The organism is uncultured Methanobrevibacter sp., assembly GCF_947170395.1.
In the GTDB taxonomy this organism is placed as follows: Archaea; Methanobacteriota; Methanobacteria; order Methanobacteriales; family Methanobacteriaceae; genus Methanocatella.
Genome location: NZ_CAMVTE010000005.1, coordinates 43,728 through 70,170, shown reverse-complemented (window position 1 = coordinate 70,170; position 26,443 = coordinate 43,728). Strand labels below are relative to the sequence as shown.

21 protein-coding genes and 1 tRNA gene are annotated in these 26,443 nt (G+C 34.8%); 8 read left to right on the top strand and 14 right to left on the bottom strand.

Annotated elements, in window-relative coordinates; all coding sequences use genetic code 11:
* Positions 1–14 precede the first annotated feature (14 nt).
* The 5 genes from Q0W04_RS02355 to cfbD form a co-directional block, all read right to left on the bottom strand.
* Positions 15–88: transfer RNA gene (locus Q0W04_RS02355), tRNA-Arg, on the bottom strand.
* 48 nt (positions 89–136) lie between these two features.
* Positions 137–577 (bottom strand): hypothetical protein, encoded by a 441-nt coding sequence (locus tag Q0W04_RS02350; protein ID WP_298499882.1) that lies wholly within the window; start codon positions 575–577, stop codon positions 137–139.
* Between the two features lie 190 nt (positions 578–767).
* Complete coding sequence (locus Q0W04_RS02345; RefSeq protein ID WP_298499878.1) at positions 768–2,132, bottom strand: AIR synthase-related protein; 1,365 nt, start codon at positions 2,130–2,132, stop codon at positions 768–770.
* 2 nt (positions 2,133–2,134) lie between these two features.
* Positions 2,135–2,731: an imidazole glycerol phosphate synthase subunit HisH gene (hisH, locus tag Q0W04_RS02340; protein WP_298499876.1), complete on the bottom strand. Its 597-nt coding sequence runs from the start codon at positions 2,729–2,731 to the stop codon at positions 2,135–2,137.
* Complete coding sequence (cfbD, locus tag Q0W04_RS02335) at positions 2,728–3,801, bottom strand: Ni-sirohydrochlorin a,c-diamide reductive cyclase catalytic subunit (protein WP_298499941.1); 1,074 nt, start codon at positions 3,799–3,801, stop codon at positions 2,728–2,730. The genes hisH and cfbD overlap by 4 nt, the downstream gene beginning before the upstream one ends.
* A 90-nt stretch (positions 3,802–3,891) precedes the next feature.
* On the opposite strand from cfbD, the gene Q0W04_RS02330 reads away from it, so the two are divergent.
* Positions 3,892–4,290: a C-GCAxxG-C-C family protein gene (locus tag Q0W04_RS02330; protein WP_298499873.1), complete on the top strand. Its 399-nt coding sequence runs from the start codon at positions 3,892–3,894 to the stop codon at positions 4,288–4,290.
* A 31-nt stretch (positions 4,291–4,321) separates the two neighbouring features.
* Here Q0W04_RS02330 and Q0W04_RS02325 read toward each other — a convergent pair whose 3' ends face one another.
* A complete protein-coding gene (locus Q0W04_RS02325) occupies positions 4,322–5,335 on the bottom strand; it encodes an SLC13 family permease (RefSeq protein WP_298499870.1) in 1,014 nt (337 codons plus the stop codon).
* 14 nt (positions 5,336–5,349) lie between these two features.
* Positions 5,350–5,664: a TIGR04076 family protein gene (locus Q0W04_RS02320; protein ID WP_298499867.1), complete on the bottom strand. Its 315-nt coding sequence runs from the start codon at positions 5,662–5,664 to the stop codon at positions 5,350–5,352.
* A gap of 120 nt (positions 5,665–5,784) precedes the next feature.
* On the opposite strand from Q0W04_RS02320, the gene Q0W04_RS02315 reads away from it, so the two are divergent.
* Positions 5,785–6,372, top strand: coding sequence for a TetR/AcrR family transcriptional regulator (locus Q0W04_RS02315; RefSeq protein ID WP_298499864.1), 588 nt, complete (start codon positions 5,785–5,787; stop codon positions 6,370–6,372).
* A gap of 59 nt (positions 6,373–6,431) precedes the next feature.
* Here Q0W04_RS02315 and Q0W04_RS02310 read toward each other — a convergent pair whose 3' ends face one another.
* Genes Q0W04_RS02310 through Q0W04_RS02295 form a run of 4 tightly spaced genes read right to left on the bottom strand, consistent with a single transcriptional unit; the run spans position 6,432 to position 9,605 of the window.
* Complete coding sequence (locus tag Q0W04_RS02310; RefSeq protein WP_298499859.1) at positions 6,432–7,064, bottom strand: 4'-phosphopantetheinyl transferase superfamily protein; 633 nt, start codon at positions 7,062–7,064, stop codon at positions 6,432–6,434.
* Complete coding sequence (locus Q0W04_RS02305; protein WP_298499856.1) at positions 7,061–8,932, bottom strand: PP2C family protein-serine/threonine phosphatase; 1,872 nt, start codon at positions 8,930–8,932, stop codon at positions 7,061–7,063. The genes Q0W04_RS02310 and Q0W04_RS02305 overlap by 4 nt, the downstream gene beginning before the upstream one ends.
* Positions 8,932–9,309 carry an ATP-binding protein gene (locus tag Q0W04_RS02300; RefSeq protein ID WP_298499853.1) on the bottom strand — a complete coding sequence of 126 codons (378 nt, stop codon included), beginning with the start codon at positions 9,307–9,309 and terminating at the stop codon, positions 8,932–8,934. The genes Q0W04_RS02305 and Q0W04_RS02300 overlap by 1 nt, the downstream gene beginning before the upstream one ends.
* Entirely contained in the window at positions 9,306–9,605 is a 300-nt protein-coding gene (locus Q0W04_RS02295) for an STAS domain-containing protein (protein WP_298499850.1), read from the bottom strand. The genes Q0W04_RS02300 and Q0W04_RS02295 overlap by 4 nt, the downstream gene beginning before the upstream one ends.
* A 100-nt stretch (positions 9,606–9,705) precedes the next feature.
* Here Q0W04_RS02295 and Q0W04_RS02290 point away from each other — a divergent pair, with 100 nt between their 5' ends.
* The 4 genes from Q0W04_RS02290 to Q0W04_RS02275 all read left to right on the top strand — a co-directional run bounded on the left by Q0W04_RS02290 (position 9,706) and on the right by Q0W04_RS02275 (position 20,453).
* Positions 9,706–17,520 carry a non-ribosomal peptide synthetase gene (locus Q0W04_RS02290; RefSeq protein WP_298499848.1) on the top strand — a complete coding sequence of 2,605 codons (7,815 nt, stop codon included), beginning with the start codon at positions 9,706–9,708 and terminating at the stop codon, positions 17,518–17,520.
* Between the two features lie 11 nt (positions 17,521–17,531).
* Positions 17,532–19,256, top strand: a complete 1,725-nt coding sequence (locus tag Q0W04_RS02285) for an MATE family efflux transporter (RefSeq protein ID WP_298499845.1) — start codon at positions 17,532–17,534, stop codon at positions 19,254–19,256.
* 186 nt (positions 19,257–19,442) lie between these two features.
* Entirely contained in the window at positions 19,443–19,628 is a 186-nt protein-coding gene (locus tag Q0W04_RS02280; protein ID WP_298499843.1) for a hypothetical protein, read from the top strand.
* 21 nt (positions 19,629–19,649) lie between these two features.
* Positions 19,650–20,453, top strand: coding sequence for a DUF2207 family protein (locus Q0W04_RS02275; protein ID WP_298499840.1), 804 nt, complete (start codon positions 19,650–19,652; stop codon positions 20,451–20,453).
* 35 nt (positions 20,454–20,488) lie between these two features.
* Here Q0W04_RS02275 and Q0W04_RS02270 read toward each other — a convergent pair whose 3' ends face one another.
* Complete coding sequence (locus Q0W04_RS02270; RefSeq protein WP_298499837.1) at positions 20,489–21,679, bottom strand: redox-regulated ATPase YchF; 1,191 nt, start codon at positions 21,677–21,679, stop codon at positions 20,489–20,491.
* 79 nt (positions 21,680–21,758) lie between these two features.
* Here Q0W04_RS02270 and Q0W04_RS02265 point away from each other — a divergent pair, with 79 nt between their 5' ends.
* A complete protein-coding gene (locus Q0W04_RS02265) occupies positions 21,759–22,628 on the top strand; it encodes a metallophosphoesterase (RefSeq protein ID WP_298499834.1) in 870 nt (289 codons plus the stop codon).
* The gene (locus tag Q0W04_RS02260; RefSeq protein ID WP_298499831.1) at positions 22,625–24,751 is read left to right on the top strand and encodes a phage holin family protein; all 2,127 of its coding nucleotides are present in this window, start codon (positions 22,625–22,627) and stop codon (positions 24,749–24,751) included. The genes Q0W04_RS02265 and Q0W04_RS02260 overlap by 4 nt, the downstream gene beginning before the upstream one ends.
* Here Q0W04_RS02260 and Q0W04_RS02255 read toward each other — a convergent pair.
* Both Q0W04_RS02255 and Q0W04_RS02250 read right to left on the bottom strand, forming a co-directional pair.
* Positions 24,748–25,599, bottom strand: coding sequence for a hypothetical protein (locus Q0W04_RS02255; RefSeq protein WP_298499828.1), 852 nt, complete (start codon positions 25,597–25,599; stop codon positions 24,748–24,750). The two genes, Q0W04_RS02260 and Q0W04_RS02255, sit on opposite strands and share 4 nt — an antisense overlap.
* The gene (locus Q0W04_RS02250) at positions 25,592–26,380 is read right to left on the bottom strand and encodes a protein-ADP-ribose hydrolase (RefSeq protein ID WP_298499825.1); all 789 of its coding nucleotides are present in this window, start codon (positions 26,378–26,380) and stop codon (positions 25,592–25,594) included. Before Q0W04_RS02250 ends, Q0W04_RS02255 begins: the two co-directional genes overlap by 8 nt.
* Positions 26,381–26,443: the final 63 nt, after the last annotated feature.

Genomic DNA, 26,443 nt, shown 5'->3' with positions numbered 1-26,443 from the left:
ACGGAAAATATTAATGCCCCGACCGGGATTTGAACCCGGGGAATGGGATCCGCAGTCCCATGTGTTATCCAAACTACACCATCGGGGCTAAACAAAATAAGATAACAATTAATGTTATGATTTTTATAGTATATAATTATTGCCATACCAACAAAGTATATGAATAGTCCCCATAAGTCCTTGTAGCCTGTGAAACCTTACTTGCCTTCGAATAATCACCCTGGGACGCCAATACCTTACCCTTTAAAACATTGTTTTCCGTGAACCAATAATTTTTGATATCCAATGTCTTAAATTTGTCTTTACAAATTTCAGAAACTTCACTGACTGATTTTTTTGAATTTTTATTGCTCTTTAAAACATCAGAAATGCTTGCGATGAAAGATACATCAGTGAAATTAACTTTTCCGGACAGGATTTCCATCGTATCCTGGGCCGTTTTGGAATCAAAGTTGTCATAAGAATATTCCGGAGAAGGTATTGAAATTACAGTGTTTACTACAAAAATAGCCATCAAAAGAATAGCTATCGCCAATATTGATTCTATTAAATAAAAACTTCCCTTATCGTCTAACATGGTTAGTGATTGGAATGCAAATCTAATAAAAAATTTGGAAGTGCACAACTGTGCTTTTGCATGCAGTCGCACTTTGAATCCTAATCAAAAAAAAGATTAAATGAGCCAAGTATTATTTCAGCTCAATTATTGAGCATCACTTGGTGAAAAAAAGAATTTTAAAAGAGAAATCTAATAATTTCTCTTGAATTTAGTTTCCACGAATATGTTCAATGACTTTTTCTTTTTTGGCAATTGCCGCATCTGAAGCCTTTTGAACTTTTTCTTTCATCTGCTCAAAGTCTTCAGGAGTGGTTTCACCGACCAGTTTCTTAATTTTGGTATAAGCCGCTTCCCTAAACAATGGAACCAGTTTTTCTTCGGTTGAATCCTCTTTGATTAAGATTGGTTCCCCGGAGTTGTTGACCTCACCAATTTCAGAAATTGCAACATCATATTTTGCAACTGCCTTTTTAATGTCTCCAACGATTTCAGGAGGCGCAATTAACATTAACGAATCTGTTGATACGCCTAAAGGATCAATGTTTAATGTCTCAAGCATGTTCAAGACATTTGGTGCAACCATCTGTCTGATTTCCTTTTCGTAGAACTGCAAACCGACACCAGTTGTGTTTGATATTTCATGGGCATCACCTCTAAGACCGCCGTTTGTTACATCAGTCATTGCATGGATGTCTTTAACAAGGTCCGCTTCAAACAATGCATGTGATGCCTGAACAAAATTAACGTTCATTGTATCCCATACAACATCGAAAAATCCGTTGTAAAGCGCTGTTGTTGTAATTGTTCCGCCACCTGAGCCTTCAGTTAAAAGGATAACGTCCCCTTCGGTTGCTCCTTTCCTTGCAGTTGGCGGATAAGCTGACACACCCACACTTCCAACAGCTGACACGAACCTGTCACCCAATACCATATCTCCTCCGACACGAAGGGTACTTCCAGCAACAATCGGAACATCCACAAGCTCTGAAACTGCTGCAACACCTGCAGTAAAGTCAAATATTTTAGCAACATCCCCATCATCAGCAAGGTGAACGTCACTTAAAATTGCAACAGGGTCCGCTCCCATTACACAAACATCCCTTAAAGTTGCCCTAGTTACATGAAAACCGCCTAAAAATGGATATTCACTCAAACGTGAGTGTATACCGTCAACGGCAGTTGTAATATAAACTTCATCATTATTAACGGGAGCCTTTACAACTCCCCCATCATCCTGCTCGGACGGATTTACCAAAGATGCAGTATTTGTTGATGAGACGATTTCGGCTATTTTTCTGTGAACGAAAAAGTCTCCTGCTCCACGGGACCCGACTCCCATCTCACCCATAAGCACATCAGCCTTATTGACACTAGCTATTTCTTTTAAAAATTCGTCATCACTTTCCTGTAATTTTAAAGTTGTTGAAACCTCATCAATTACCGCTTTTGCCATTTCAACTGAGTTTTCAGGTGATATCTCTTTGTATTCTCTAATTCTAACCGCCAATATTTCAGCCAGATCATTATAATCATAGTCGTCAATTCTGGCCCTTACAAATCCTTCAATATCCATAATCAAATCTCCAAATTAGTGAAATTCTTTAAAATCTTAAGTCCTGCCACACCGCTTTTTTCAGGGTGGAACTGTGTTGAAAACAAATTGTTTCTGCTTAATGACGCTACAATATCCTCCCCATATTCACAAACGCCTGCAACGATGCTCTCATCATCCGGCACTACATGATATGAGTGGACAAAATAGAAATACTCTCCATCAATGCCTTGCAGAATTGGAGAATCATTTAAGACTCTTAATCTGTTCCAACCCATATGAGGTATTTTAACGCCTTCGGGAAGTTTTTCAACATTGCCTTTAAATAAATCCAGACCATTAACGCCAGGTGACTCTTCACTTTCACTCATAAGAACCTGCTGGCCGAGACAAATTCCCAAAAACGGTTTATCATCATTAACATGTTCATTGATAACATCTTCAAATGCCTTCAAATTATCCATTGCACTTCCAAAAGCACCAACACCAGGCAAAACCAAATAATCACTGCCTGCAATGATTTCCTTATCATCAGTTATCTGAAATTCGGCACCGATTTTCTTAAATCCATTTGAAATGCTTTTAAGGTTTCCACTTTTATAATCAATAATTGTTATCATTCGTCTAACCATCCAATAGCTGATCTAATCATACCACCAAAGTCTGAAAATACTATTTCATCAGTTCCCAACGTTTTTGAATGTGCATCAAGCTCTGCGACAACATGAGCGTATCCCAATTCTCTAAGAGGCTCCACCAAACGAGGTCCATCAGTAACTGCAACAGATTCCACATCAAAGTCCTCGATTGGAAATGCATGAGGAACACCGAATACTACAATCAAATCCAAATCCTTATCCTTCAGATATTCTGCAGCCACATCTCCGGTAATCGGATACTCATCAAGACCACCTGTAATGAAATCAGGTTCAATATCCAGCTGGCTTTTAATGTTTACAGCATGCTGCCTGATTCTTGGAAGGCCGATGTTTTCATCCAGATTGGCTACAAAAATAGGCTTGTTGTCCGGATTAATATCCTTGTAGTTAAAATTAATTATATCTGCAAACAAATATGATGTTTCCTTTTTAACGTTTAAAACAAAAGCCACTTTCTTATTATCTTTCAGGGCGTTGACGACAGTTTTTGCAACATTTTCCTTGGAATCTCCAAAATTAGGTTTGATGTATTTTCCCTGTGCCATTCCACGGGTCTTTTCAACTTCAGTTGCTTTTTCAAGCATTTCAATCTGCCTGTCAGCTTCCTGGCGAGGAATTACGCCACATTCAACTGCAGCATCTAAAACCATGATGGCTCCAACGGTATTGTCTCCCTCACCTGATCCCCCATGAGATTCAACGGGAATAACAGTGCACGGCAAATCTGCAGTTGCTATTGCCTCTTTTAAATCCTCACCAATAATCATACTGGCACAGGTACCTGCAATACCCATCAATTCTGGTTCAAACGTTTCATAAGCTTCACTCAGGGTATCGACTAATTTTTCACCAGCGCCCAATATAAAATCATTTTCAGACATTCCCGTAGTTACAACACGTACCCCATCACCTTCTAAAAGTCTGGCCGTTCTAAAGCAGCAGCCGGTAGGTCCGTGCATAACAATAACATCAACGTTCATGTCCCTTAAAGTATAAAGAGTAGCCGCAATCGGACTTGGTCTTGGATGTATAATTTTTATCAACTCACAAATTTTTTAACAATTAAATATTTTAAATTATTAATTTAAATAATTATTTAACTAAAATTGGGAGATTGATGTATGAAACTTGACAAAGAAATTTTAGAGGAAAAAATTAGAGAATATAGAGAATTCAAAAGCTGTTCAGAGTCAACTTTGATGGGCCTTTGTGAAACAGCCGAATATCCAATCAGTCAAGCAGAAATGGTAAAGTTAGGATGTGGATTTGCAGGAGGAATTGGTGGAACATTCGATGAGGGAACCTGCGGAGCTGTAACCGGCGCATTGATGGCAAACGGACTGGTTGTTGATGACCCTTCAAAAATCAAAGCCAACGCAAAGGAAATATTTAATGCATTTAAAGAAGAATACGGAAGCGTGTGCTGCGGCACAATAACAAACCACGGAGAGGACAAATCCCCATGCGTGGACTGCTGTGTGTTTATTGCAAACAAAGTTGCCGATTTGTGGGATGAATAATAATTTCAAGGTGTAATTTGAATTACACCTATTAAATTAAAATGTAAACGCCAGTCAGCAGCACCAGCAAAACAACATTCAAAAATGTAAATATGGCCAGATATCTTATTTTAAATTCACCATACTCGCGAACAAGAATCTTATAAGATATTAAATTTGCCATTGATGCAATGAGTGTTCCAAAACCACCAATATTAATACCGACAATGATTGCTTCATAATTGGTGCTGAAACCGCTTAAAAGAATGGCGGCCGGCACATTTGAAATAATTTGAGAGGATATTACTCCACAGAGAACTTCATTTCCAACAATCAATTTTGTAAACAGTGCCTTGAAAAAGGCAATATTTTCCAAATTACCTATCAGAATAAAAAGAGCTATGAAAGTTAAAAGCAGATAATAGTCAACACCAAGGAAAACTCTTTTAAGGAAATTTTTACTGTCGAATTCAATTTTGCTCATTGCAGGCAAATCAATCTTATCGTTTGGAGCAAACAGCATTAACGCCACCAAAAACGCCACAGACACAATAATATAAGGTAGCAGCAATAAGAAAAACACCTGAAATGAAATATCAGACACAGTAAACATTACAATATTATGTGGCGCGCCAATAGGAAGAACCATGCACCCCACATTAGCTGCAATGGTCTGTAGCGAGACTGTCAGTATTATCAAATCAGTTCTGTCAATTTTTTTTAATGCCAATATAGAAAATGGTACAAAAATAATCAATGAAACATCATTTGTAATGAATATGGAACTTAAAAAACAGATAAAAACCAAAATAAAAACAAGTCCCCGAGTATTTCTGATTTTAGTCAATAATTTGCGAACCAACCTCTCAAAAACAGACAAGTTTTTTAAAATCTCGACAATAACCATAATTACAAAAAGCAATATTATTGTTTCCCAATTGATATAATTCAGATAACTGATACTGGGTTTAACAAAAAAACAGGAAATAATAGCCAATATCAAAGATATTGAAAATATTATTTCTTTTTTAAAAAAATCATAACCTCTATCAATCAATTTATTCATAATATCCGTTGAAATTAATCCGCTTTTTCATCTAAAGTCTCTAAAAGAAAACTGACTGGCCTGAAACCGTCATTACATGAAATCATGGCTGATTTTTTATTCTTCATCCATCCATCATAGAAATCCTCTGCGCCATTAGCTAATGCAAGTACAAATGGTGAAAGAGCCTCCCATGCACTATCACAGAAATTTTCCGGCTTTTGCCAACCATTGGCTATGAAAACATCCCCCTCATCAACATCACATTCATGTTCTAGAGGATTTTCATATTTTTCAATTAAATCGTCATGTCTGACCTTTCTTGCAACTGTGATTTTGACTTTTTGCAAATTACATCACCTGAATTAATAGTATATAATTAATGTTAAAATAAGTTAACTGTATGAAAAGCAGTGAAAACAGGCAAAATATTGAATGAATATATAAGGTTTAAAAATATAATTATAAATATGAAGGAGCTTAACAGCACTGATGAAAAGATTATTAATGCCACATTTGGAATTCTTCAAAGGGAAGGTTTCACCAAAGCAACCACAAAAAAGATAGCTGCCGAAGCGGGCGTGAATGAAGTAACAATTTTTAGAAATTTTCAAAACAAAAACAATTTGGTTGAGGTTACAAAAGATTATTACCTGGAGTTATTTATTAGGCAGTTAGAGGAAATCTTTGAATTTGAAGAGGATGAAGGAATAGAAGAATATCTCAAAATTTCCTTTTTCGGAATTTTAAATCTTTCAGACGAAGACTTTAGCATACTTAGAGTGGCGATGGAAGAGGTAAGGGAAATTCCTGAAAAGAAAAACTTAATATCTGACATCACTGACGTGATATTAAATAAATTGGAAGAATTTTTCAAGATAAAAATAGAAAAGGGCATAATTAGAGAAGTTAATCCTAAATCATTGGCAATCATGTGTTTTGGAATGCTGTTCCAGTCAGTCATATTATGGAAAATATACAATAAAGACCTTGACTTTGAAACAAATTATTATGCAGATGACCTGATAAACATAATGTTTGAAGGCATTAACCCTTGAATAGGCAAAAAAGGATATTATTAAAGCTTAAGCCTTTAATTATTATCCCAATATTTTTTTCAATACAATTGCCCGACATCATATTCAATTAAATCAACAGAATCATAATGCCCGGCAATTCCGATTTTATAGTTTTCAATGTCAAATAAGTTAAACTTTAAATTTTCATCATCGTTTTTAAGCCTTATTTTATCTTCAATTATTATTTCAAAACTGTCCAGTTTTAAATTCATTCCAAGGCCTGTGTATTTCATATAGCTTTCCTTTAAAACCCAGTATTCAAAAAATTTCTCCGGCCTGTTTTCAGCATTCATGATAGTTTTATATTCGCTGTTGTAGAAGTAATGCTTGGCTATGTTTAAATCAATTTTACGGTCAATATATTCGACATCAACGCCAACATTCCTATCGGATATTGCGCACAAAACCACTTTACCGGAATGGCTTAAATTAAAATGAATGTTTTCATGATTGGATATGTATGCCTTGCCGTATTTTTCGAATTTGAAGATAGGATCAGTAATGTTTTCCTCAGACAATAGCTTTTTTAAAAGAAGATATACGCCACAACTAAGCTTTTTATCCTTTTCAAACCTGTAAAAATCAATTTTTTCCTGGCGAGTTTTAGAAACCAGTCCATAAGCTTTTTTCAAATCCAAATCATCAACATTGCAATAAGCTAACCTAATCATTTTATCCTTAAATACAATAATGTCATATCATCAAACTGTTCTGCATCGCGAGTAAAATTATGGATGTTCTTTAATAACGGTCTGATTGGGTCGTTTTCACTTTCAAATTCGTTGAAGAAGTTTAAAAGTCTGTCCTCACCGTACATTTCATCATCTTCATTGTTTGCATCAGTTATTCCGTCAGTATATAATACTATTTCATCTTCCAGAATAATCTCTTCCAATACATAGTCAAAGTCTTCCATAATTCCTAAGACGATTCCAGTATCAATATCCAAATATTTAAATTTACTATTTTCTTTTATTAATGGCGGATTGTGTCCTGCATTTGAAAATGTTAATTTTTTAGTTGTTCGGTTGTAGATTCCAAGCCACAATGTTAAAAACATTGATTCGGAGTTTTTTTCACACAGCTGATTGTTGAGCAGGCGTAAAACTTTTGACGGATCTTGATAATGATATAATATCTGTTTGATTATCACCTGAGTAATCATTGCAATAATTGCTGCTGGAACTCCTTTACCTGATGCATCTCCAATCACAATAGCCAAATTATCCTCATCAATCATGTAATAGTCAAAGAAGTCTCCTCCGACTTCTCTTGCAGGTTGGGAATAACCATTAACTTTAAAATCTTCAGTTTTGATTGATTCGGTTGGCAAGTTTGCGGCCTGAATTTTTGTTGCAATATCAAGCTCAGCTTTTATACGCTCCTTTTCACCTTCAATTTTATGGATATTCTCAATATAATTATTGTTGTGTTTAATCAGTTCGGTGTATGAAAAGGCGAGTGTTCCGATTTCATTTTGCTCATTGAGATATTTGGAATAAATTTCCACCAAACCTTCACTTTCTATTTTTTCATTTTCATTAATGAATCCTTCGATTTCAGAAAATGCCAAAATCGGTTTCATTACCTTATTTTCAATATATCTTAAAATCAGGAGTCCTGGAATAAAGAATAAAATTATGATTGTATCAGTTAGGATAAGTGCGGGCATTAAAATTAAGTAGATGTTGCCATTATCAATGTGAGATATAAAATTAATACTTAAAAAAGAAATTGCCAGTCCCATAACGGCAATTACTAATGTTATCAGGAGAAAATTTTTTATAATCTTTTCGGTTATTGTATTTTCAACATTTGGCTGAATTTCATATGTAAAAGGTTTTGTCAGATAACCGAATAATAAAATTCCAGTCAGTATCAGTTCCCCAAGCAGAATGTTTTCATTTACATCCATGACAAAGGAAATTGCTGTGAAAATGGTTACAATCATTAATGAACAAAATAATATTTGATATAACTTTTTGTTAACTTTCTTTTTGGATGTTTTTGGAGTTTCTATAAAATCGATTTTTTTGGAAATCCAAATGAATAGTATTCCAAAGATAAATCCTATATTAATAAAGTTCATAAAATAAACGACGGAAATAAATTCGTCTATTTCAGAGCCGATAATAAATCCCATTAAATTCCCATGCACTACAGAATATATAAGTCCGCATATTATCATGATTAATGAAAACATACCGAGATGGTACATGTTATCTAATGCAGGTTTTGTAATTTTATCAGTTCTAAAGCCGGAATACCAAAGTTTGTATGCCAAATAGGAAATTCCAAAAGTAAAAATAGCTGAAGGAAGCATTTCAATAAGTGTAAATCCATCCAATAAATCCAGTATAATATTTGCTGATACTGCACCTAAAGCGCCATAAGGTCCCAATAACAATCCTAAAACAAATAATAATCCCACATGAGGACTTTGTATCCCAAGGTTCCAAAATATATCTGGAGAAAGCGCATAATGGACCATTATCATTAATATAAATGATATTGCTATTTTTTTCAGTTTAGATTTCATCATTCCACTTTTTTAATTATTTTCAAGTGATTTTCACCATTTATATAATGGTAATCAAGTTCATCAGCTATTTCTTTAGTTAAAAAAATGCCCAAACCTCCAATTTGAGCATCATCAATACTGTCAGGAAGATCTGGATTTTCTTTTAAAAGAGGATTGAATTCTATTCCGTTGTCAATAAACTCCAAAATCAATGATGGATTTTCATATTCAACATTAACTGTAATGAATTCTGTATTTGAGTAATGGACTATATTGACGAATATTTCTTCAACAATGAAATTGACTTGAAGATTTTCTTCGGGAAGTTCATTTAAAATAAACTCATTTAAAACATATAATTCTGTCAATTCTGGTTTTAAAGTTATTGAATTCATTCTATCTTAAGAATTTTGTCAAAACCGGACATTCTGAATATTTCACCGACTGCATCATTAACATTTTTAATAACGAATGGAACATCATCTTCTTTTAATTTCTTTTGGGTTGCAATTAAAACTCTAAGACCAGCACTTGAAATGTATTCCAAATCAGTGAAATCCATTATTAATGAATCAAAATTACCTAACTCTTCATTGATTTCATTATCCAACTCTTGGGAAGTAATTGTATCAATACGGCCCTCAACAGATAATGTTAATTCTTTTTCATCATAATTTTTAATAATATTCATGATAATCACTAATACTATTTTAGTTTTATATTAATTTTAAATATTTTGTTTAATATAAATACAATTAGTTTTAAAAAAATTAAAAAACTGGGGAATTGAAATGAATTTATTTGATTTATCTTCGTCTCAGAAAATGTTGCTGTTTTCTGAAATAAATAATCCTCACAATGACTCATTTTATCTGAAATTTAGAAAAGATTATGATTTAGAGGATTTTGAAAATGTAAAAATAGCTGTTGAATTTATTTGCCGGAATTATTTGAATTTGCAAATTAAACATGATGAGTCAGGGGACTTTAAACAATATTATGCTGATGGAGAAGTGAATGTTGAAACATTCGATGTTTCAGATAACATTGATGAATTTATCAAAGATTATCTGGAAAACCCCTTTGACGATGTCTTTGATTGCCCACTATACAAATGGGCCATTTTAAAAAATGATTCATCATGCATTCTTATTGGTGTTGTCCAGCATATACTGCTTGATGGAACTTCACTTTATTCAATCGTTCCAAGGGAAATTGAAAAATACATTGAAGCTCAAAAAAACAATGCCGAATATGTCCCAATAGATTATTCATATGAAACATATGTAAATGCTGAATTGGATTATTTGAAATCAAATGAAGCCAGTGATGATAAGAAATATTGGCTTGATACATTAAAGGATTATTCACAGGATTGGTATTCATTTGATGATTCACAACTTGGATACTTTGAAGTCCTTTTGGATAATGCCCCAGATTTGGGATATTCCCCTTTTGTCACAGCATTGGCACTTAATTTTTTATACCTTTCAAAATCCAAAAAAGACAATGAACAGTTTAAAGACATTGTACTGAATACCTCCGTTCACGGAAGATACTTTAATCAGGATGATGCACTTGGAATGTTTGTAAACACAATTCCATTAAGACTTGAATATGATGAGGATTTAACATTTGAGGAATTGCTTGAATATTCAAAATCCGTTTTAAAAGAGGGTTTATCTCATGCAAAACTGCAGTTCAGTGAGTACACAACAGATTTGAGAAATGTCGGAATTGATCCTGATTGCATTTCCATGATTTCAATTGTTTCAAATTCCACAGATTATGATTCAAAATTCCTAACACTACAAAAGGACATCAAATTCCCACTTCACTTCAGAATAAACAAGAACTATTCGGATGAAAAAGGATTGCAATCAATATTTATAGAATATGACAAATCCTGTTTCAGCTCAAATGAAATAGATGCAATGGCTTCAGGACTTAAAAGTTTGGTAAAACAAGTCAGTAAAGATTCATCTAAAAAATGCAGGGATTATGATGTTAATGTAGTTGAGTTTTTCAAGGCAGAAAATTACTACAATAATCTAATCAACTCATTTGATAATCCAACCGCCATTTCACCTGACGTGAGCGGTGATGAAGTAAACTATAAAATTATATCAAAACCAATAGACATCGATAAATTAAAAAATCTTGCCAATCAATACCGTTTATCAAAAGAAAAGCTATTGCTTGCAACATTCTTATTTAATCTAGTCAAATTCTCATTTTCAAAAGACATTCTGATTGCATACAATCGTGTTGCGGCAGGATATCACTTTAACACCGACCTTTCTGTTCGTGAGTTTTTGGATGATTTCAAACAATCATTTGAAGAATATAAGAATTATCCGCTTTTAAACAATCAAAAATTAGACTTTGAAAGTGAAATATTATTCTTTGAAGATGAGTATGATGTCAAAGACTATAAGCTGGTATTCAATTTTGAAAGCGGTAAGATTAACATTAGCTATGATGAATCATTCTATTCAAAAGAACTGATGGATGAATTCCTTAAGGCAATGGATGTTTTATTTGACAAGTTCTCATCAGAGGACGAATTACTTAAAGATATTTCCATCTGTGAGACTTTGGAATTGGATGAAGACTTTGAAATTAAACTTGCAAACGAAGGAATTATAAACAGAATATTTGAAAACATCGCTATTGAAAATCCGGATAAAACAATTCTCTATGCAGAAGACGGTGATTTGACTTATGATGAGCTAAACAAAAAAGCAAATAAGATTGCTAACGCTTTAATCAAAAGAGGAGTCGATGTTGAAGACAGAGTAATGTTTATGATGAGAAGAAACAGCGATTTGATTGCTGCTGTTTTTGGTATCATCAAAGCTGGAGCGGCATTCATTCCAATCGACCCTAATTATCCGAAAAACAGAATCAACCAAATCCTTGAAGACAGTGATTCCAAATTTGTCATCACCTCATCTGAAATTGATTATGACGGCTCAAACAGAATCAATGTTGACGAACTTCTTAGTGAAGATGATGATTCCAACCCGGATGTTGATTTGACCCCTGACAATTTATGTTTCTTGATTTACACTTCAGGTTCAACCGGAAAACCAAAAGGCGTGATGATTACCCATATGGGAATTTCAAACTATATTGCCAATGTAGAAGAAAATGTTCCGATTTACGAGCTGAATCATAAGTGCAATAAGTTCATTTCAATTTCCACTGTTTCATTCATTGTATTTTTAAGGGAAATCTTTGGTACAATATTGAATGGTCTGCCTGTAGTGTTCGCTAATGATGAACAGGCCATTGATCCTTTGCAATTGGTTGAACTATTCAAAACAAGTGATGCAGAAGGTTTCGGTTCAACACCGACAAGGCTGCTTGAATACCTGCAGTTAGAAGAGATTCAGGAAGTTGTCGGCAACTGCAATGTTATTGTTGTGGGAGGTGAAGGATTCCCACCAGTACTATTTGACAGACTGTCAAAATACACTACAGCAGATATCTACAACTCATACGGACCGACAGAAGTAACAATAGCATCACATTATAAACTAATTGATTCTCCTAAAGTTACTGCAGGATGGAAAATGCTGAATGTGGTGGATAAGGTTATGGATATTGACGGAAATCAGTTACCTCCATATGCATCCGGTGAAATCTATGTAGGTGGTGCAGGAATAGCCAGAGGATATTTGAACAATCCAGAACAGACTGAAAAGGTATTCATGCAATTAAATAATATTGCCTACTATAACACTGGAGATTTAGGTAAAAAAGACTATGATGGAGAGTTATATGTATTGGGACGTAACGACACTCAAATCAAACTCAGAGGTTTGAGAATAGAACTGTCAGAAATCGAAGGATCCCTTGCAAACTATGAAAATGTCACTCTCTCAAAAGTCGTGGTTAAAAAAATCAATTCCATTGAACATTTATGCGCTTATTTCACAGCAACTGCAGCCATTGATATGGACGACTTAAAACAGCACCTGACCGATTCATTGCCTGAATATATGGTGCCATCATATTTCACACAACTTGAAGAATTCCCAAAAACACCAAATGGAAAAACAGACTTTAAAAACTTGCCCGATCCTGAAATTGATGTCGATGAATTCATAAAACCAAGAACAGATATTGAAAAAGAACTGTTCAACATGGTTTCTGAAATTTTAGGTATTGATGAGTTTGGTGTAAATACTGATTTATTCAGCATAGGATTGACTTCACTGTCAGTAATTAAATTGACTTCAGCAATTTACAACAATCTGAACGCTCAAATGAACGTTACAGAAATCCTAAGCTATAAGACAATTGAGAAGATAGCTTCTGAAATCAACATTGCCGATGACGAAAAAGGAGATATCCAAGAATTATATCCATTGACTTCAAATCAGCTTGGAGTTTACTTTGACTGTATCAAAGACCCGGAAAACACTGCATACAACCTTCCAAAGAAAATGGAATTCGATGAAGGTATCGATGCTGAAAGGCTAAAGTCATCAATAAATAAAGCGATTGATAATCACCCTTATTTAAAGACAAGAATTGTAATGGAAAACGGAGAAGTTTACCAGCAGAGAAGGGATAACTTGAAAGTCGATGACATGATTGAAATGGTCGGGGAAGTTGATTTGGATGAATTTGTACAGCCATTCAAACTGGAAGAAGGACCTCTCTTTAGATTCAAAATAGTTGGAGATTCCATGCTTCTGGCTGATTTCCACCATATTATCGTTGACGGAACTTCACTTAACATATTATTTGATGAAATTGCTAAAATCTACGATGGCAAGGATTATGAACTTGAAGAACTTGATGGATTTGAATATTCATTGAACGAAATCAAAATAGAACAATCAAGCCTGTACAAAGAATCCGAGTTATTTTTCTCTAACAAAATCAAAGAATTTGATGATGCAACAGTAATCGCACAGGACATCAATGGTGATGAATCTCAAGGCAAAGCCGCAGTTGAGGATATTTTCTTGGATAAAGAAGCTATTGACGAATTCTGTTTAAAATCAAACATCAGCCAAAATAATTTATTCCTTGCTGCAACTTCTTTTGTTTTAAACAAATTTGTTTATAAAAGAGATACATTGATTGCAACAATTACAAATGGCCGGTTCAATCCAAACCAACAAAAAACACTTGCCATGATGGTTAAAACCCTACCTTTAGCTTTAAAGTTAAATTCTGATTTGACTATTAATGAATACTTCGAATATGTTAACGGTGAATGGCTGAATGTATTGGCTTACTCTTCATATCCATTAACTGAAATTTCAAATGAATTCGACATCACACCTGAGATATTATATGCATATCATGGAAAAATCATTGAAGATATTGAAATCGGTGGAATGAACGTTGAAAGACAATCACTTGATTATGATGGATTGAAATTTAAAATAAGTCTAAATGTGGTTGAAGTAGATAACCAATACAGAATTTTCTGTGAATACAACGATCAATTGTACTCCGATACTTTAATTGATACTTTCCTTGATTGTATCCGCATTGTCTTAAACAAGTTCCAAACATTCGATGAAAATACCTTGATGAAGGATATTTCAATCATTGAAAATGATGATTGGGGCGTTGATGATTTGGAATATGATGAAATTCCAGAAGACAGGCTGAATAAGATATTTGAAAATCAGGTGGAATTGCACCCCGACAGGATTATCCTATATGCCACTGACGGTGAATTCACTTATGATGAATTAAACAAGAAAGCCAATAGAATTGCCCACAGCCTTATCGAAAAAGGTGTCGGTCCTGAAGACAGAGTAATGTTCATATTGAATAGGAACAGTAATGTGATTGCATCCATATTCGGTATTTTAAAATCCGGCGCCGCATTCATTCCGGTTGACTCAGAATATCCTTCTGAAAGAATTGAACATGTCCTGACCGACAGTGAATCCAAATTCATTATTGTGGATGATGTAATTGAGAAAAAATGCATTGATTTAAGTGAGTATTCTGAAAACCTATTGGATGTCAATGAACTGCTTAAGCATGAAGACACTTCAAATCCTAATCCGGACGTGCATGCCAACAACATGGCTTACCTTATCTACACTTCAGGTTCAACAGGACTTCCTAAAGGAGTTATCCTTGAGCACGGAAACATTGCAAACTTTGTATATCCTGACCCAAGAAATGTCTGTACCTATGAATTGGTACACAATCTTGAAAAAGAAGATTATAAGGTTTTATCCACAACAACTGTCGCTTTTGATGTGTTCCAGCAAGAACTGATGGGTTCCCTATTGAATGGAGTTCCTATGGTATTTGCCAATGATATGGAATACAAAGATCCGATTGAAATGATGGATTTGATTCACAGAAGCGGAGCCAATGTTTACATTGCAACCCCTTCACGTCTGCTCCAGTATCTGGAAATTGAAGCAATGCAAGAAACAATGTACGGATTTAAAGTATATATCCATGCAGGAGAACCGTTCTCCCAAAGGTTATATGAACTGCTCAGTGAAAATTCAAATGGAAAACTATTCAACATGTACGGTCCAACCGAAACTACAGTGTATTGTAACGGTCAGTTGCTTGAAAGTTCAGATATCCATATCGGAAAGGAACTGTTCAATGTTCATGAAAAGGTTATGGACTTTGATTCAAATCCATTACCTCCAAATGTCATTGGGGAACTATATATTGCAGGAAAAGGTGTTTCAAGAGAATATCTAAACCGTCCTGAGAAAAATGCAGAAGCCTATGAAGTAATTAATGGAATCAGATTCTACCGTTCTGGAGACTTTGTTAAAGTTACTGAAGACGGCGACTATTATGTATTCGGAAGAATGGACAACCAGATTAAACTCAGAGGTTTGAGAATAGAAATTGGTGAAATTGAAGTAGGTCTTTCAAAATATCCTGGAATCAAATCTGTTGCAGTGGTTGTTAAAAAAATTAAAGGCAACGACCATTTATGTGCTTATTTCACAGTTCACGATGATTATAAAGATGAAAATCGTGAAGAAAACGGATATTCGATTGATATCGAAGATTTGAAAGCATCACTTGCTGAAAAACTGGTATATTATATGGTTCCAACAGTCTATATGGAACTTGATGAAATGCCTCAAACCGTTAACGGCAAAACCGATTTGAGAAACTTGCCCGAACCTGTTTTAATTACTGAATATGTTGCTCCTGAAAATGACGTTGAAGCATTCTTTGCAAACTTATTTGCTGAAATTTTAGGGCTTGATGAAGTAAGCGCCACTGACAGTTTCTTTGAGATAGGCGGAACATCCCTGCTTGTTACAAAAATTACAATGGAAGCCTTAAACCATAACTATAACCTGAATTATGGAGATGTATTTTCAAATCCAACTCCAAGAGCATTATCAGAGTTTATTTTATCTGATGAAACATTGGAGAAGAAATCAGAGCTGTCATATGATTATTCTCAAATTAATGACTTGCTTAAGAAGAATAATCTTGAAACAATCCTAAATGGTGAAATACAAGATAGTCTTGGCAATGTTCTGCTAACCGGAGCTACAGGATTTTTAGGAATACATGTCCTGAGAGAATTGCTGGAAAATGAAACTGGCGATATTTACTGTTTTATTAGAGCAAATAAAGTTTTAAGCGGAGAGGAAAGATTAAAATCTCTGTTATTCTATTACTTCTCCGATGAATATGAAAATCTGTTTGGCGAAAGGCTCCATATTATTGAAGGAGACATTACAAACTTCGAAGACTTTGAAAAACTTGTTTCTGAAAAGATTGATGCAGTAGTTAACTGTGCAGCTAATGTGAAACACTTTTCTTCAGGAACCGATATTGAAGACATTAACCTTGGAGGAGTGATAAATGGACTTAAATTTGCAAAGATGAAAAATGCGAAATATGTGCAGGTTTCAACATACAGTATTGCCGGTGAAAGCATAAACAATTATCCTCCTGTTGATGTTAAATTTACCGAAAACGATCTGTTTATAGGTCAGGCTGTAGACAACCAGTATCTCAGTTCCAAATTTTTAGCCGAACGTGCTGTATTGGAAGCTGCAGTGAACGATGATTTGGACGTGAAAATCATGAGGGTTGGAAACTTGATGGCCAGAAGCTCAGACAGTGAATTCCAAATTAACTTTGAATCAAACGGATTCATCAATCGTTTAAAGGCATTTGTGACTATTGGAAAAATGCCTTATTCTATGCTAATGAATAATGTGGAATTCTCCCCAATTGATATGACTGCAAAGGCTATTGTAAACCTATCAAAAACACCTAAGGAATGTACTGTATTCCATCCTTACGACCACCATAGCATTTGCTTTGGAGACATAATCGACATTATAAAACCATTGGGATTAGATATTGAACCTTGTGAGGAAGACGATTATCAAAATGCATTAGATGATGCACTTGCAGATAAATCTAAACAGGAAGGTGTATCCGGTTTAATCACATCCATCGGTTCCGGTAAAGTTAAAAAGATTTGGATGCCCGTTGACAATACTTATACTGTCCAGGCTTTGTACCGTTTAGGTATCAAATGGCCGTTCATATCTGAAGAATACATTTACAATTTTGTTAAATTCCTGGATGATTTAGATTTCTTTAGTGTTTAGAGGTTAAAAGAATGTATGAGAGAAACTATAATTTGTTAAGAAGAAAATTTAAGGAATTTTTTCTTCCAACCTTATTCACATCAATGGCGGGCAATATCTGTCTGTTTGTAGATGGTTTGATTGTAAGCTTTCTAATTGGAGCCGGAAATCTGGCTCCTATTCAGAGTGTGGCTCCAGTCATTACCTTTGTTAATCTTATCTACTGGATGATTGGATTGGGAGGAAGCGTACTCTGTTCTGTTGCAAAAGCGGAATTCGATGACGAGAAAAGTAACAGTTACTTTTCGGTGGCCATTACGTCTCTTTTATCAATAGGAATATTGATTACGGTTATCGGATTGCTCTTTTCAAATAATATTTCACAACTATTGTGTATCTCACAACCCAGTTTAACTTCTAGTGTCAATCAATACTTCATTGCATTGATTATTGGAATGCCTTTTTTATGTTATATGATGAGTTTATCTTACTTTATAAGAGCAGATGGTATTCCAACATTGCCATTTAGAGCTATACTGATAGCCAATATTGTTAATATCTGCTGCGATATTATTTACATCAAATTTGTTGGCATGGGACTTTCAGGCGCTGCACTAGCTACTTCAACAGGATATGCTGTAGGTTCAATAATCATCTCATACTATTTCTTTAAATCAGAACGTACATTAAGATTTATAAAAATGAAATTGAATGCATTATTTGATTATCTAAAAAAAATCGTGAAATCCGGTTTTTCATCCTCATCAACCCAATTATACCTGACTTTAAAATTATTCATTATTAACATTCTTTTAGGCATGTATATTGGAAAATCAGGTATTGTTGCTTTTGGTATTTGTTATAACAGTTTATTTATATTGTATATATTCTTAATCGGAACTGCACAGACAATGTCTCCAATTGTATCTGTTTACTTTAAGGAAGAAGATTTTTCAGGCGTAAACTACATTATTAATCGGTCTTTAAAGATCGTAGTTGTTGCAAGTTTGGCCTTGTCAGTTTTATTTATTGTTTGTCCGCAATCCTTACTGCTCCTGTATAATGTTAAAGATCCATCCGACATCCCTGTTGTATTGAATGCAATCAGGATATTTGCAGTAAGTTATGTTGGAACAGCCATTACATTTTTATATACTTTCTATGCACAGGCCATTCAGAAAAATCAGTTATCCACAATTATTTCACTGCTTGAAGGATTTGTATTGCCAATCGGTTTGGCATTCGTACTGTCATTTGCAATTGGTGGAAATGGAATTTGGATTTCATTTGCAATTGCTGAGGCAATTACAATATTGTTTATTTTTGCCTATTCAAGATACTTCAACAAGAAAACAGACGGAGAATATGCAGGATTTTTCATTAACAAACACAAAGACGATAATGTCTTTGAGCATACGATTAACGGCGATATTAAGGAGGCAGTTAATCTGTCCCGTGAAGTTCAGGAGTATCTGTCCGGAAACAAGTCAGCAACTTTAGTCACACTGGCCATTGAAGAAATGCTTGTGAATATCATTAACACTAACGAAAGCGTTGATACAATCGATATTATCGTTAGAAATGATGATGACAATATTTTGATTTCAATTAAGGACACCGGAGTTGACTTCAATCCAGTAATTGAAAATGACAATTTGGAATTCGACAACATAAGTGTTTTGAATAAAATTGCAGATAAGATTGATTACTCAAGAGTATTGGGTTTAAACAGTACAGTAATCATAATTAAAAATTAAAAATTTAAAGAGGATTATTAATCCTTTTTATTCTCTCTTTTTAGAATAATACCTGATTAATTGACTTTTATTTTGTTTTTAAAACTGCAAGTGAGCACTTGCACTCGAAAAACTTTATATATGGACTCCAATAGAATAATCAGTAAGTGTAAAACTTAAAACATTAAAACTGAAGGAGACTCAAAAATGAAGATGCATAAAATTTGTCCAAGATGCGGATCCAGAAATGTTGATTGGATTATCCCTCAAAACTGGTCACAATGCATTTGCAGGGACTGCGAATATACCGGACCAATCATTGAAGGAAACGATGAATTGGCCGAGGAAATTCATGAAGCATATCTCGAATATCTAAAAGAAAACGAAGAATAAAAATATCAGGAGTTGAGCAGCATGTTAGGTTTAAACAGTAAAAATCAAGTTAACGAAACAATTAAAAATCCTCCTAGTGATGATTCATACCCTATGACATCCATACTGTTTTCAAAAAACGATAAGTTAGGCGTTAATGCATTATCGCTTACAGTACTTGATTTGATCAATGAAGGCCAAATCAAATGCGATATCGAATTGGATGACTCATATGAAGTGGGCAAAAAGCTAACCCCACAAGATATGGAAGTAATGAAGAAAATAACTCTCAGAATAGCAAACAAAGGTGAGTTAAAGACTTCAGAAACATTAGCCATTAACCTGCTTAAAAACATGAACAAAAATAAAAAATTCAACTTAAAAGCTATGGCAAAACAAACCAACAACACTTCAGTTGCCAATAAATTCGAAAAAGACTTCGAGGAATTCATCAAAGCCCTTAAAAATGAAAACGGATACGATGGTGAAAACTATAAAGATATCCTGGAAAACTCCAAATTGACAAGCAAGGGAAAGGAGATTAAAAAGGAATGGAAAAGCTTCCAGAATTATTTAAAATCAAAAGACCTGAGCGAAAAGTATCCTCCGCAGTCCGTTGAGGAAAATTCAATGCAAATATTATATGGAGCCTGTTTTGGAATTGAAAAGGATGCTTTGAGTTTAAGAGAAAATAATTCTCAATTAACAGATTTAATTGACAAGGACGGATATAAATTATTAAACATAATATTCAATAATGCATTATTAAATGTAAGTGAAAAACGAAAAGGAAATGGAATATTTTACGGAGTAAACGATAAATATACCATTCCGGGTGGAGGATAATCCTCCATCAATAATTTTAAAAAAAAGAAGAGGAATTATCCTCTTGTTATTATACTGATGATATCGCCGTCTTTAAGCTCATAATCACTGGCTATACGCATTTTTGACCTTGCATCAACGGCATGCATAAACTTATCACCAATGTCTGTGTGAACAAGATAAGCCAATTCACGTGGATTTGATCCTCTTTTAAGCAGTATTCCATCAGGAAGCACATTACCCTTTTGGTCTGTGTATTTATTTTCATCCTGAACAGGATAGACAACAATCTGGTCAAGCAGTTCAAAAATACCATAATTCAAAGCGTCCTGAACACCGGTACTTCCATAAACATCCAAAATATTTGTTTGAATATAATCCAATGCCTTCTTCTGTGGTTCTGACAACTCTTCAGGTTTTAATATTTCAAAATGATCCTCACCTGAAACATAGCTTATCAAACCTGATTCATTAGCCTTAACAAGTGCAATTTCAGAATTGGCAGAAGTTGGAATCACATTCGGATACTTTTCCTTAATTCTTTCTATGTTTGCTTTGGAAGTTGGAAGGTCCGCCTTATTTGCAATAATCATCATCGGCTTTGCAATATGCAAGATATTCCTTGTAAGTTCAATCAAATCCTCCTCTTCCCATTTGTTGTAATCTGGTTCAATTGTCCTTTTGGCTTCGATGATATCCTCGATAGCTATTCCTGTACCTGATAACTGATCAAACAATACTTTTGAAATGTCCAAATGCTCTGCGCCCACTTTTCTAATAAGCCTTACCCAATTTTTTGATAATATTCCATACATCCACATTACAATCTCGTTTTCCAAAAACTCTAAATCTTCCAGTGGATCGTGACTTCCAGCATCAACAGGATTTCCTTCCAAATCAGTAGAACCTGAAGCGTCAATAACATTAATGAAAACTTTAGCCTGCATTAAATCGTCTAAAAATTTATTACCTAATCCTTTCCCTTCATGTGCACCAGGAACTAATCCCGCAACATCTATTAATTCAATTGGAAGCAATCTTTTTCCATCAATACAGATTGAATTGTGAGGATTGCATGTAACACCCAACTCCTTACACGGACAATCTTTGATTACATGAGCAACCGCCTTGTTTGCATCTATTGTTGTAAATGGATAGTTTGCCATTTCAACTGCAGATGCTGTTGCTGAATTGAAAAAAGATGATTTTCCAACATTTGGTTTTCCACAAACTGCAATTTGAAGCATAATAATCACTTTATTTCTAATAACATCATAATGTATGTTATTAAAATTATAAATAGTTTCAGAAAGTAAACATTATTCAATGACAGATGAAGAAATTGACCGCCCTCAGGCAATGAAAATCCGCCAAGGAATACAGGATGCAATGACATATTCACTTCCTGACAAAAAGTTCAGTGAAAAAAACATTGATCTGGTTGAAATAGACATTGAACTGGACAATCTCGGTTGGAATTTCCACAATTACCGTATTTTAAATCTAACTGACATCCATCTTGGCCAATGGATTAATCCAGAGTATCTGGATGAACTTATAGACTATGTCAATACATTAAATATCGATTTGATAACTCTAACCGGAGACTATTTTTCATATGTTATTGATGAATATCTTGACGCCCTTGAAAAGTCATTTAAAAAATTAAAGGCTCCCGATGGAAAATATGGCGTTTTAGGCAATCACGACCATTGGATGGGGTCTCAAAAGGTGCGGGACATATTCAACGCTTCAGACATTTTTGATTTAAGCAATGACGTTGTTACATTGAAAAAGGGTGAAGACTCATTAAATTTAGCCGGCGTCGATTCATGTACCGTTTGTGCAGACGATTTGGATAAGGTGATTGCAAATTTGCCCCCTAATATTCCAACAATACTGCTTGCCCACGAACCTGATTTTGCAAAACAATCCTCGCAAACCAACAGGTTTGATTTGCAGATTTCAGGCCATTCACATGGAGGTCAGTTCATAATACCTAAATTTGAAACCACTCCCTTTAGAGGACCTAATTCCACTAAATATCCTGTGGGACTTTATAAAGTGGGAAACATGACCCAATACACAAGCAAAGGCCTTGGAACAAATTCATTCAGGATAAGAATTAACTGCAAACCTGAAATTACAGTTATCACCCTAAAAACCAGTAAAAAACATAAAATTTTGATAGAATGATTAAAAATAAAGTTATTTCGTATTCAAGATCAATGATAACATACCTATTGCTGGTATTGGTCAATATGATGGCAATATATGCTGTGGACTACATCAGCGCTGACTTTAGTGTTGGTCCATGGTATAATGCTATTTTTATTGTAATTGCAGTATCAATTGCAAATTCCCTGCTATGGCCCATTTTTCAAAGATTCCTAATGAAATTCATCATATTTACGCTAGGCATTGCCAACCTGTTCATCAACTCACTAATATTCTACATTGCCGCCTATTTTATTCCTAACGTTTATGTCGGTTTTTACGGAGCACTGCAGGTTCCGATAATAATGGCGATAGTTACAACATTTGTGATAAACATAACCAACACAAACTACTTTGACAGTTACATGGAAAATATTTTGAAATTTGCTTTAAAAAGAAAAACAGCATATAAAAAAAGATATCCTGGATTAATAATGCTTGAAATTGATGGCCTTTCAACCAATACATTAAAAAAAGCTCTGGATAAAGGCGTCATGCCAAATTTAAAGCAATGGCTGGATGAAAAGACACATACACTTAAGGAATGGGAGACCGATTTATCTTCACAAACCGGAGCAAGCCAAGCTGGAATCCTACATGGAAACAATGAGAATATCGTAGCATACAGATGGGTTGAAAAAGAAAACAACAACAGAATAGTGGTTTCCGGAAAATTAAGCGATGCCCCGGAAATTGAAGATAGAATAAGTAATGGTAAAGGTCTTTTGGTGGATGGAATAAGCGTTGCCAACATGTTTTCCGGAGACAGCAAACTCACCACACTAACTTCATCAAAGCTTGAAGGCCTAAAGAGGATATACAGTAAAAGTCTGCACACCGTATTTTTAGACACATATAATTTCCCAAGAATCTTTGTTCTGTTTTTATGGGATATCCTCCTCGAGTTAAAATCACAGTTAATTCACGATATAAAAAATATCCAACCCAGAATGAAAAGAACAATCGTTTATGCAGCCGTTAGAGCAGGAGCAAATGTAGTTTTAAGAGAGGCCACAACAGAAATACTGACCGGAGAAATACTGACCGGAAACATTGATACGGCCTATGCCACATTTATGGGTTATGATGAAATAGCCCATCACTCAGGAGTGGAAGATGGAGACGTTTGGGGCGTTTTAAAACAGATTGACCTTCAGTTTCAAAGGCTGACATCCGCAATTGAGATGAGTGACAGAGACTATAAAATAGTGGTATTGTCCGACCACGGACAGAGTTTTGGTGCAACATTCAAGCAAAGATATGGAATCACCTTGGAAGAGCATGTCAGAAAATTGCTTCCGGATGATTTGAAAGTGTTTAAAAAGGATTACAATATTGACCACTTCAGAGATGCAGTCATTCCGGAAAATAAGCAGATTAGAAGCATCAAGGAAAAGGTTGGAAATATCCATGATACCCTATTTGATGAAAATGACTCCATACAAAACATCAGAGATGGAATAGAAAACAGAAAACCTGCAATTATTTTTGAAAATGAACAGTACATAACCCTACGAAAAAGGTATACAAACAGTTTGGATTACATCAGAGGCTATGAAAGTGTTGAGCACAGCACCAAAAAAGCAAAAGACTCCGAATTAATAGTTTTAGGATCCGGAAATCTGGGATTAATCTATCTGACCCAATGGGAACAACGTTTAAACTATGAAGAAATCGTGATGTTATTCCCCGATTTAATTCCCGGCCTTGTAAAACATTCCGGAATCGGATTTATTCTTGTCAATTCCATAGACAACGGTGCAATGGCAATAGGGGAAAATGGAATAAACTATATCGACAATGAAAAAGTGGTTGGAGACGATCCCCTTAAGGACTTTGGCAAAAATGCTTCAAAACATCTTAAAAGACAAAATACCTTTGACAATATGCCGGACATTTTAGTAAACAGCTTTTATGATTCAAAAACTGACGAAGTCTGTGCATTTGAAGAGCTGATTGGAAGCCATGGAGGCCTTGGAGGAAATCAGACAAAACCATTTATCGCATACCCATATGAATGGGAAAATCCGGGCGATTTAATCGGAGCGGAATCAGTTTACAGATTCCTAAAAAAAGAAATAGAGAATTTAAAGAATAATTAAATCCTCGAAAGCCAATAATCGAACACTTCAGAAATATCCTCATCAAAACCTATTGTTTTATCCCTGTTTTCAGGAATTGCCTGCGGATAATCCCTATTCAATCTTATTAATGTTGTGTTTGGGTTATTATAGGTCATCTGTTCAAAGGGATACCTTATTATTGCCGGAGTATTGAAACCGACACCCAACTCCAAAAATACAAGATTTTTGCTCTCATCGATACCCTGTAAAAAATCATAATAGTTTTTACTCATTTCATGCCATTTTTCATCTTCCACAAAGAAATTGTCTTTTCTGACATTGATTTCCATATTCCCGCCGCAAACGGGACATACCGGAACAAGATCAGAGGGAATCATGCAATCTTCGGTTTTTTCAATGGCTTCAAAAACCAAATCCTCATTGGAATATAACTTGTCATGGCATGTCTTTTCACATTGCATGAGACCATAATCGCCCTGTGTGGCAAATATCCTTTCATCTTCAAAGCCATTTATCCAAAACTGATGTTCAACGTTGGTTGTCAATACAAAATACTCTTTATCCTTTACCAACTCAAGCAGTTGTCCATATAATTTGGTTTTTCCAACAGAATATCTGTTTACATAGACATGACGAGCCCAATGAGCCCATTTCTCCTCCTGAGTTTTGTAAGGATAAAATGTTGCAGAGTACATGTCCTCTACACCATATTTTTCAATGAAATCTTGAAAATTATCATCAAAACGCTTTCCCGAATATTCCAAACCGGCAGCTGCTGAAAATCCTGCACCTGCACCAATGACAATAAAATCAGCCTCATCAATAGCCTTGATAGCATTATCCAATCTTAAAGTGAACTTATCCATGAATATCACCAAACAACAAATCTTTATAAATCAAATAGTCAACATCCGTAAACACGTTGAAAATTACATGCAATCCGCTATCATGCAAATCCATGTACTCTCTGACAGTTCTGATTGCAATTTTTGCAGCCAAATCCTGAGGAAAATTAAATACTCCTGTTGAAATGCAACAGAATGCAATAGATTTCAATCCATTTGAATCAGCAAGTTCCAAGCATGACCTATAACAGCTTGCCAGTGCATCACAATCACTTTTAGAAGGTTTTAAACCTTGAGGAATTGCAGGTCCGACAGTATGGATTACATATTTTGAAGGCAAATTGTAGGCACCGGTTATTTTTGCCTTGCCTATGGCTTCATCACATCCCTGATTCTGCATAATGTCATTGCACTCGCCCCTTAACTGAATACCGGCCGCTGAGTGAATCACGTTATCTATGCAATTGTGCATAGGTATAAAGCATCCAAGCAATTTTGAATTTGCCGCATTTACAATACCATCCACCTTTAGGGTTGTAATGTCACCTTGCCAAAGGGCAATATTGTCCTTAATTTCTTTGATATCCTCCAGAGAAGTCAAATCCTTATTTAAGGTTTCATTAGTCAAATAATCATCCTGAACATTTAAAAATTCATCAGACACATCAGAGGGCATTCTTACATTCATCAATGAACGAAGCAAATTCCTTTTTTCCTGAATATCATCCGGAACATCAATTATCTCATTTCTTTCATCTATCAAATACTTTATCAAAAAATCCAGCTGTTCATCACTATTCATCTTCATCCCCCTAAAATTTTGTTAATAATACTATTCTTTTAGATATTTAAATGATTTTTGTAA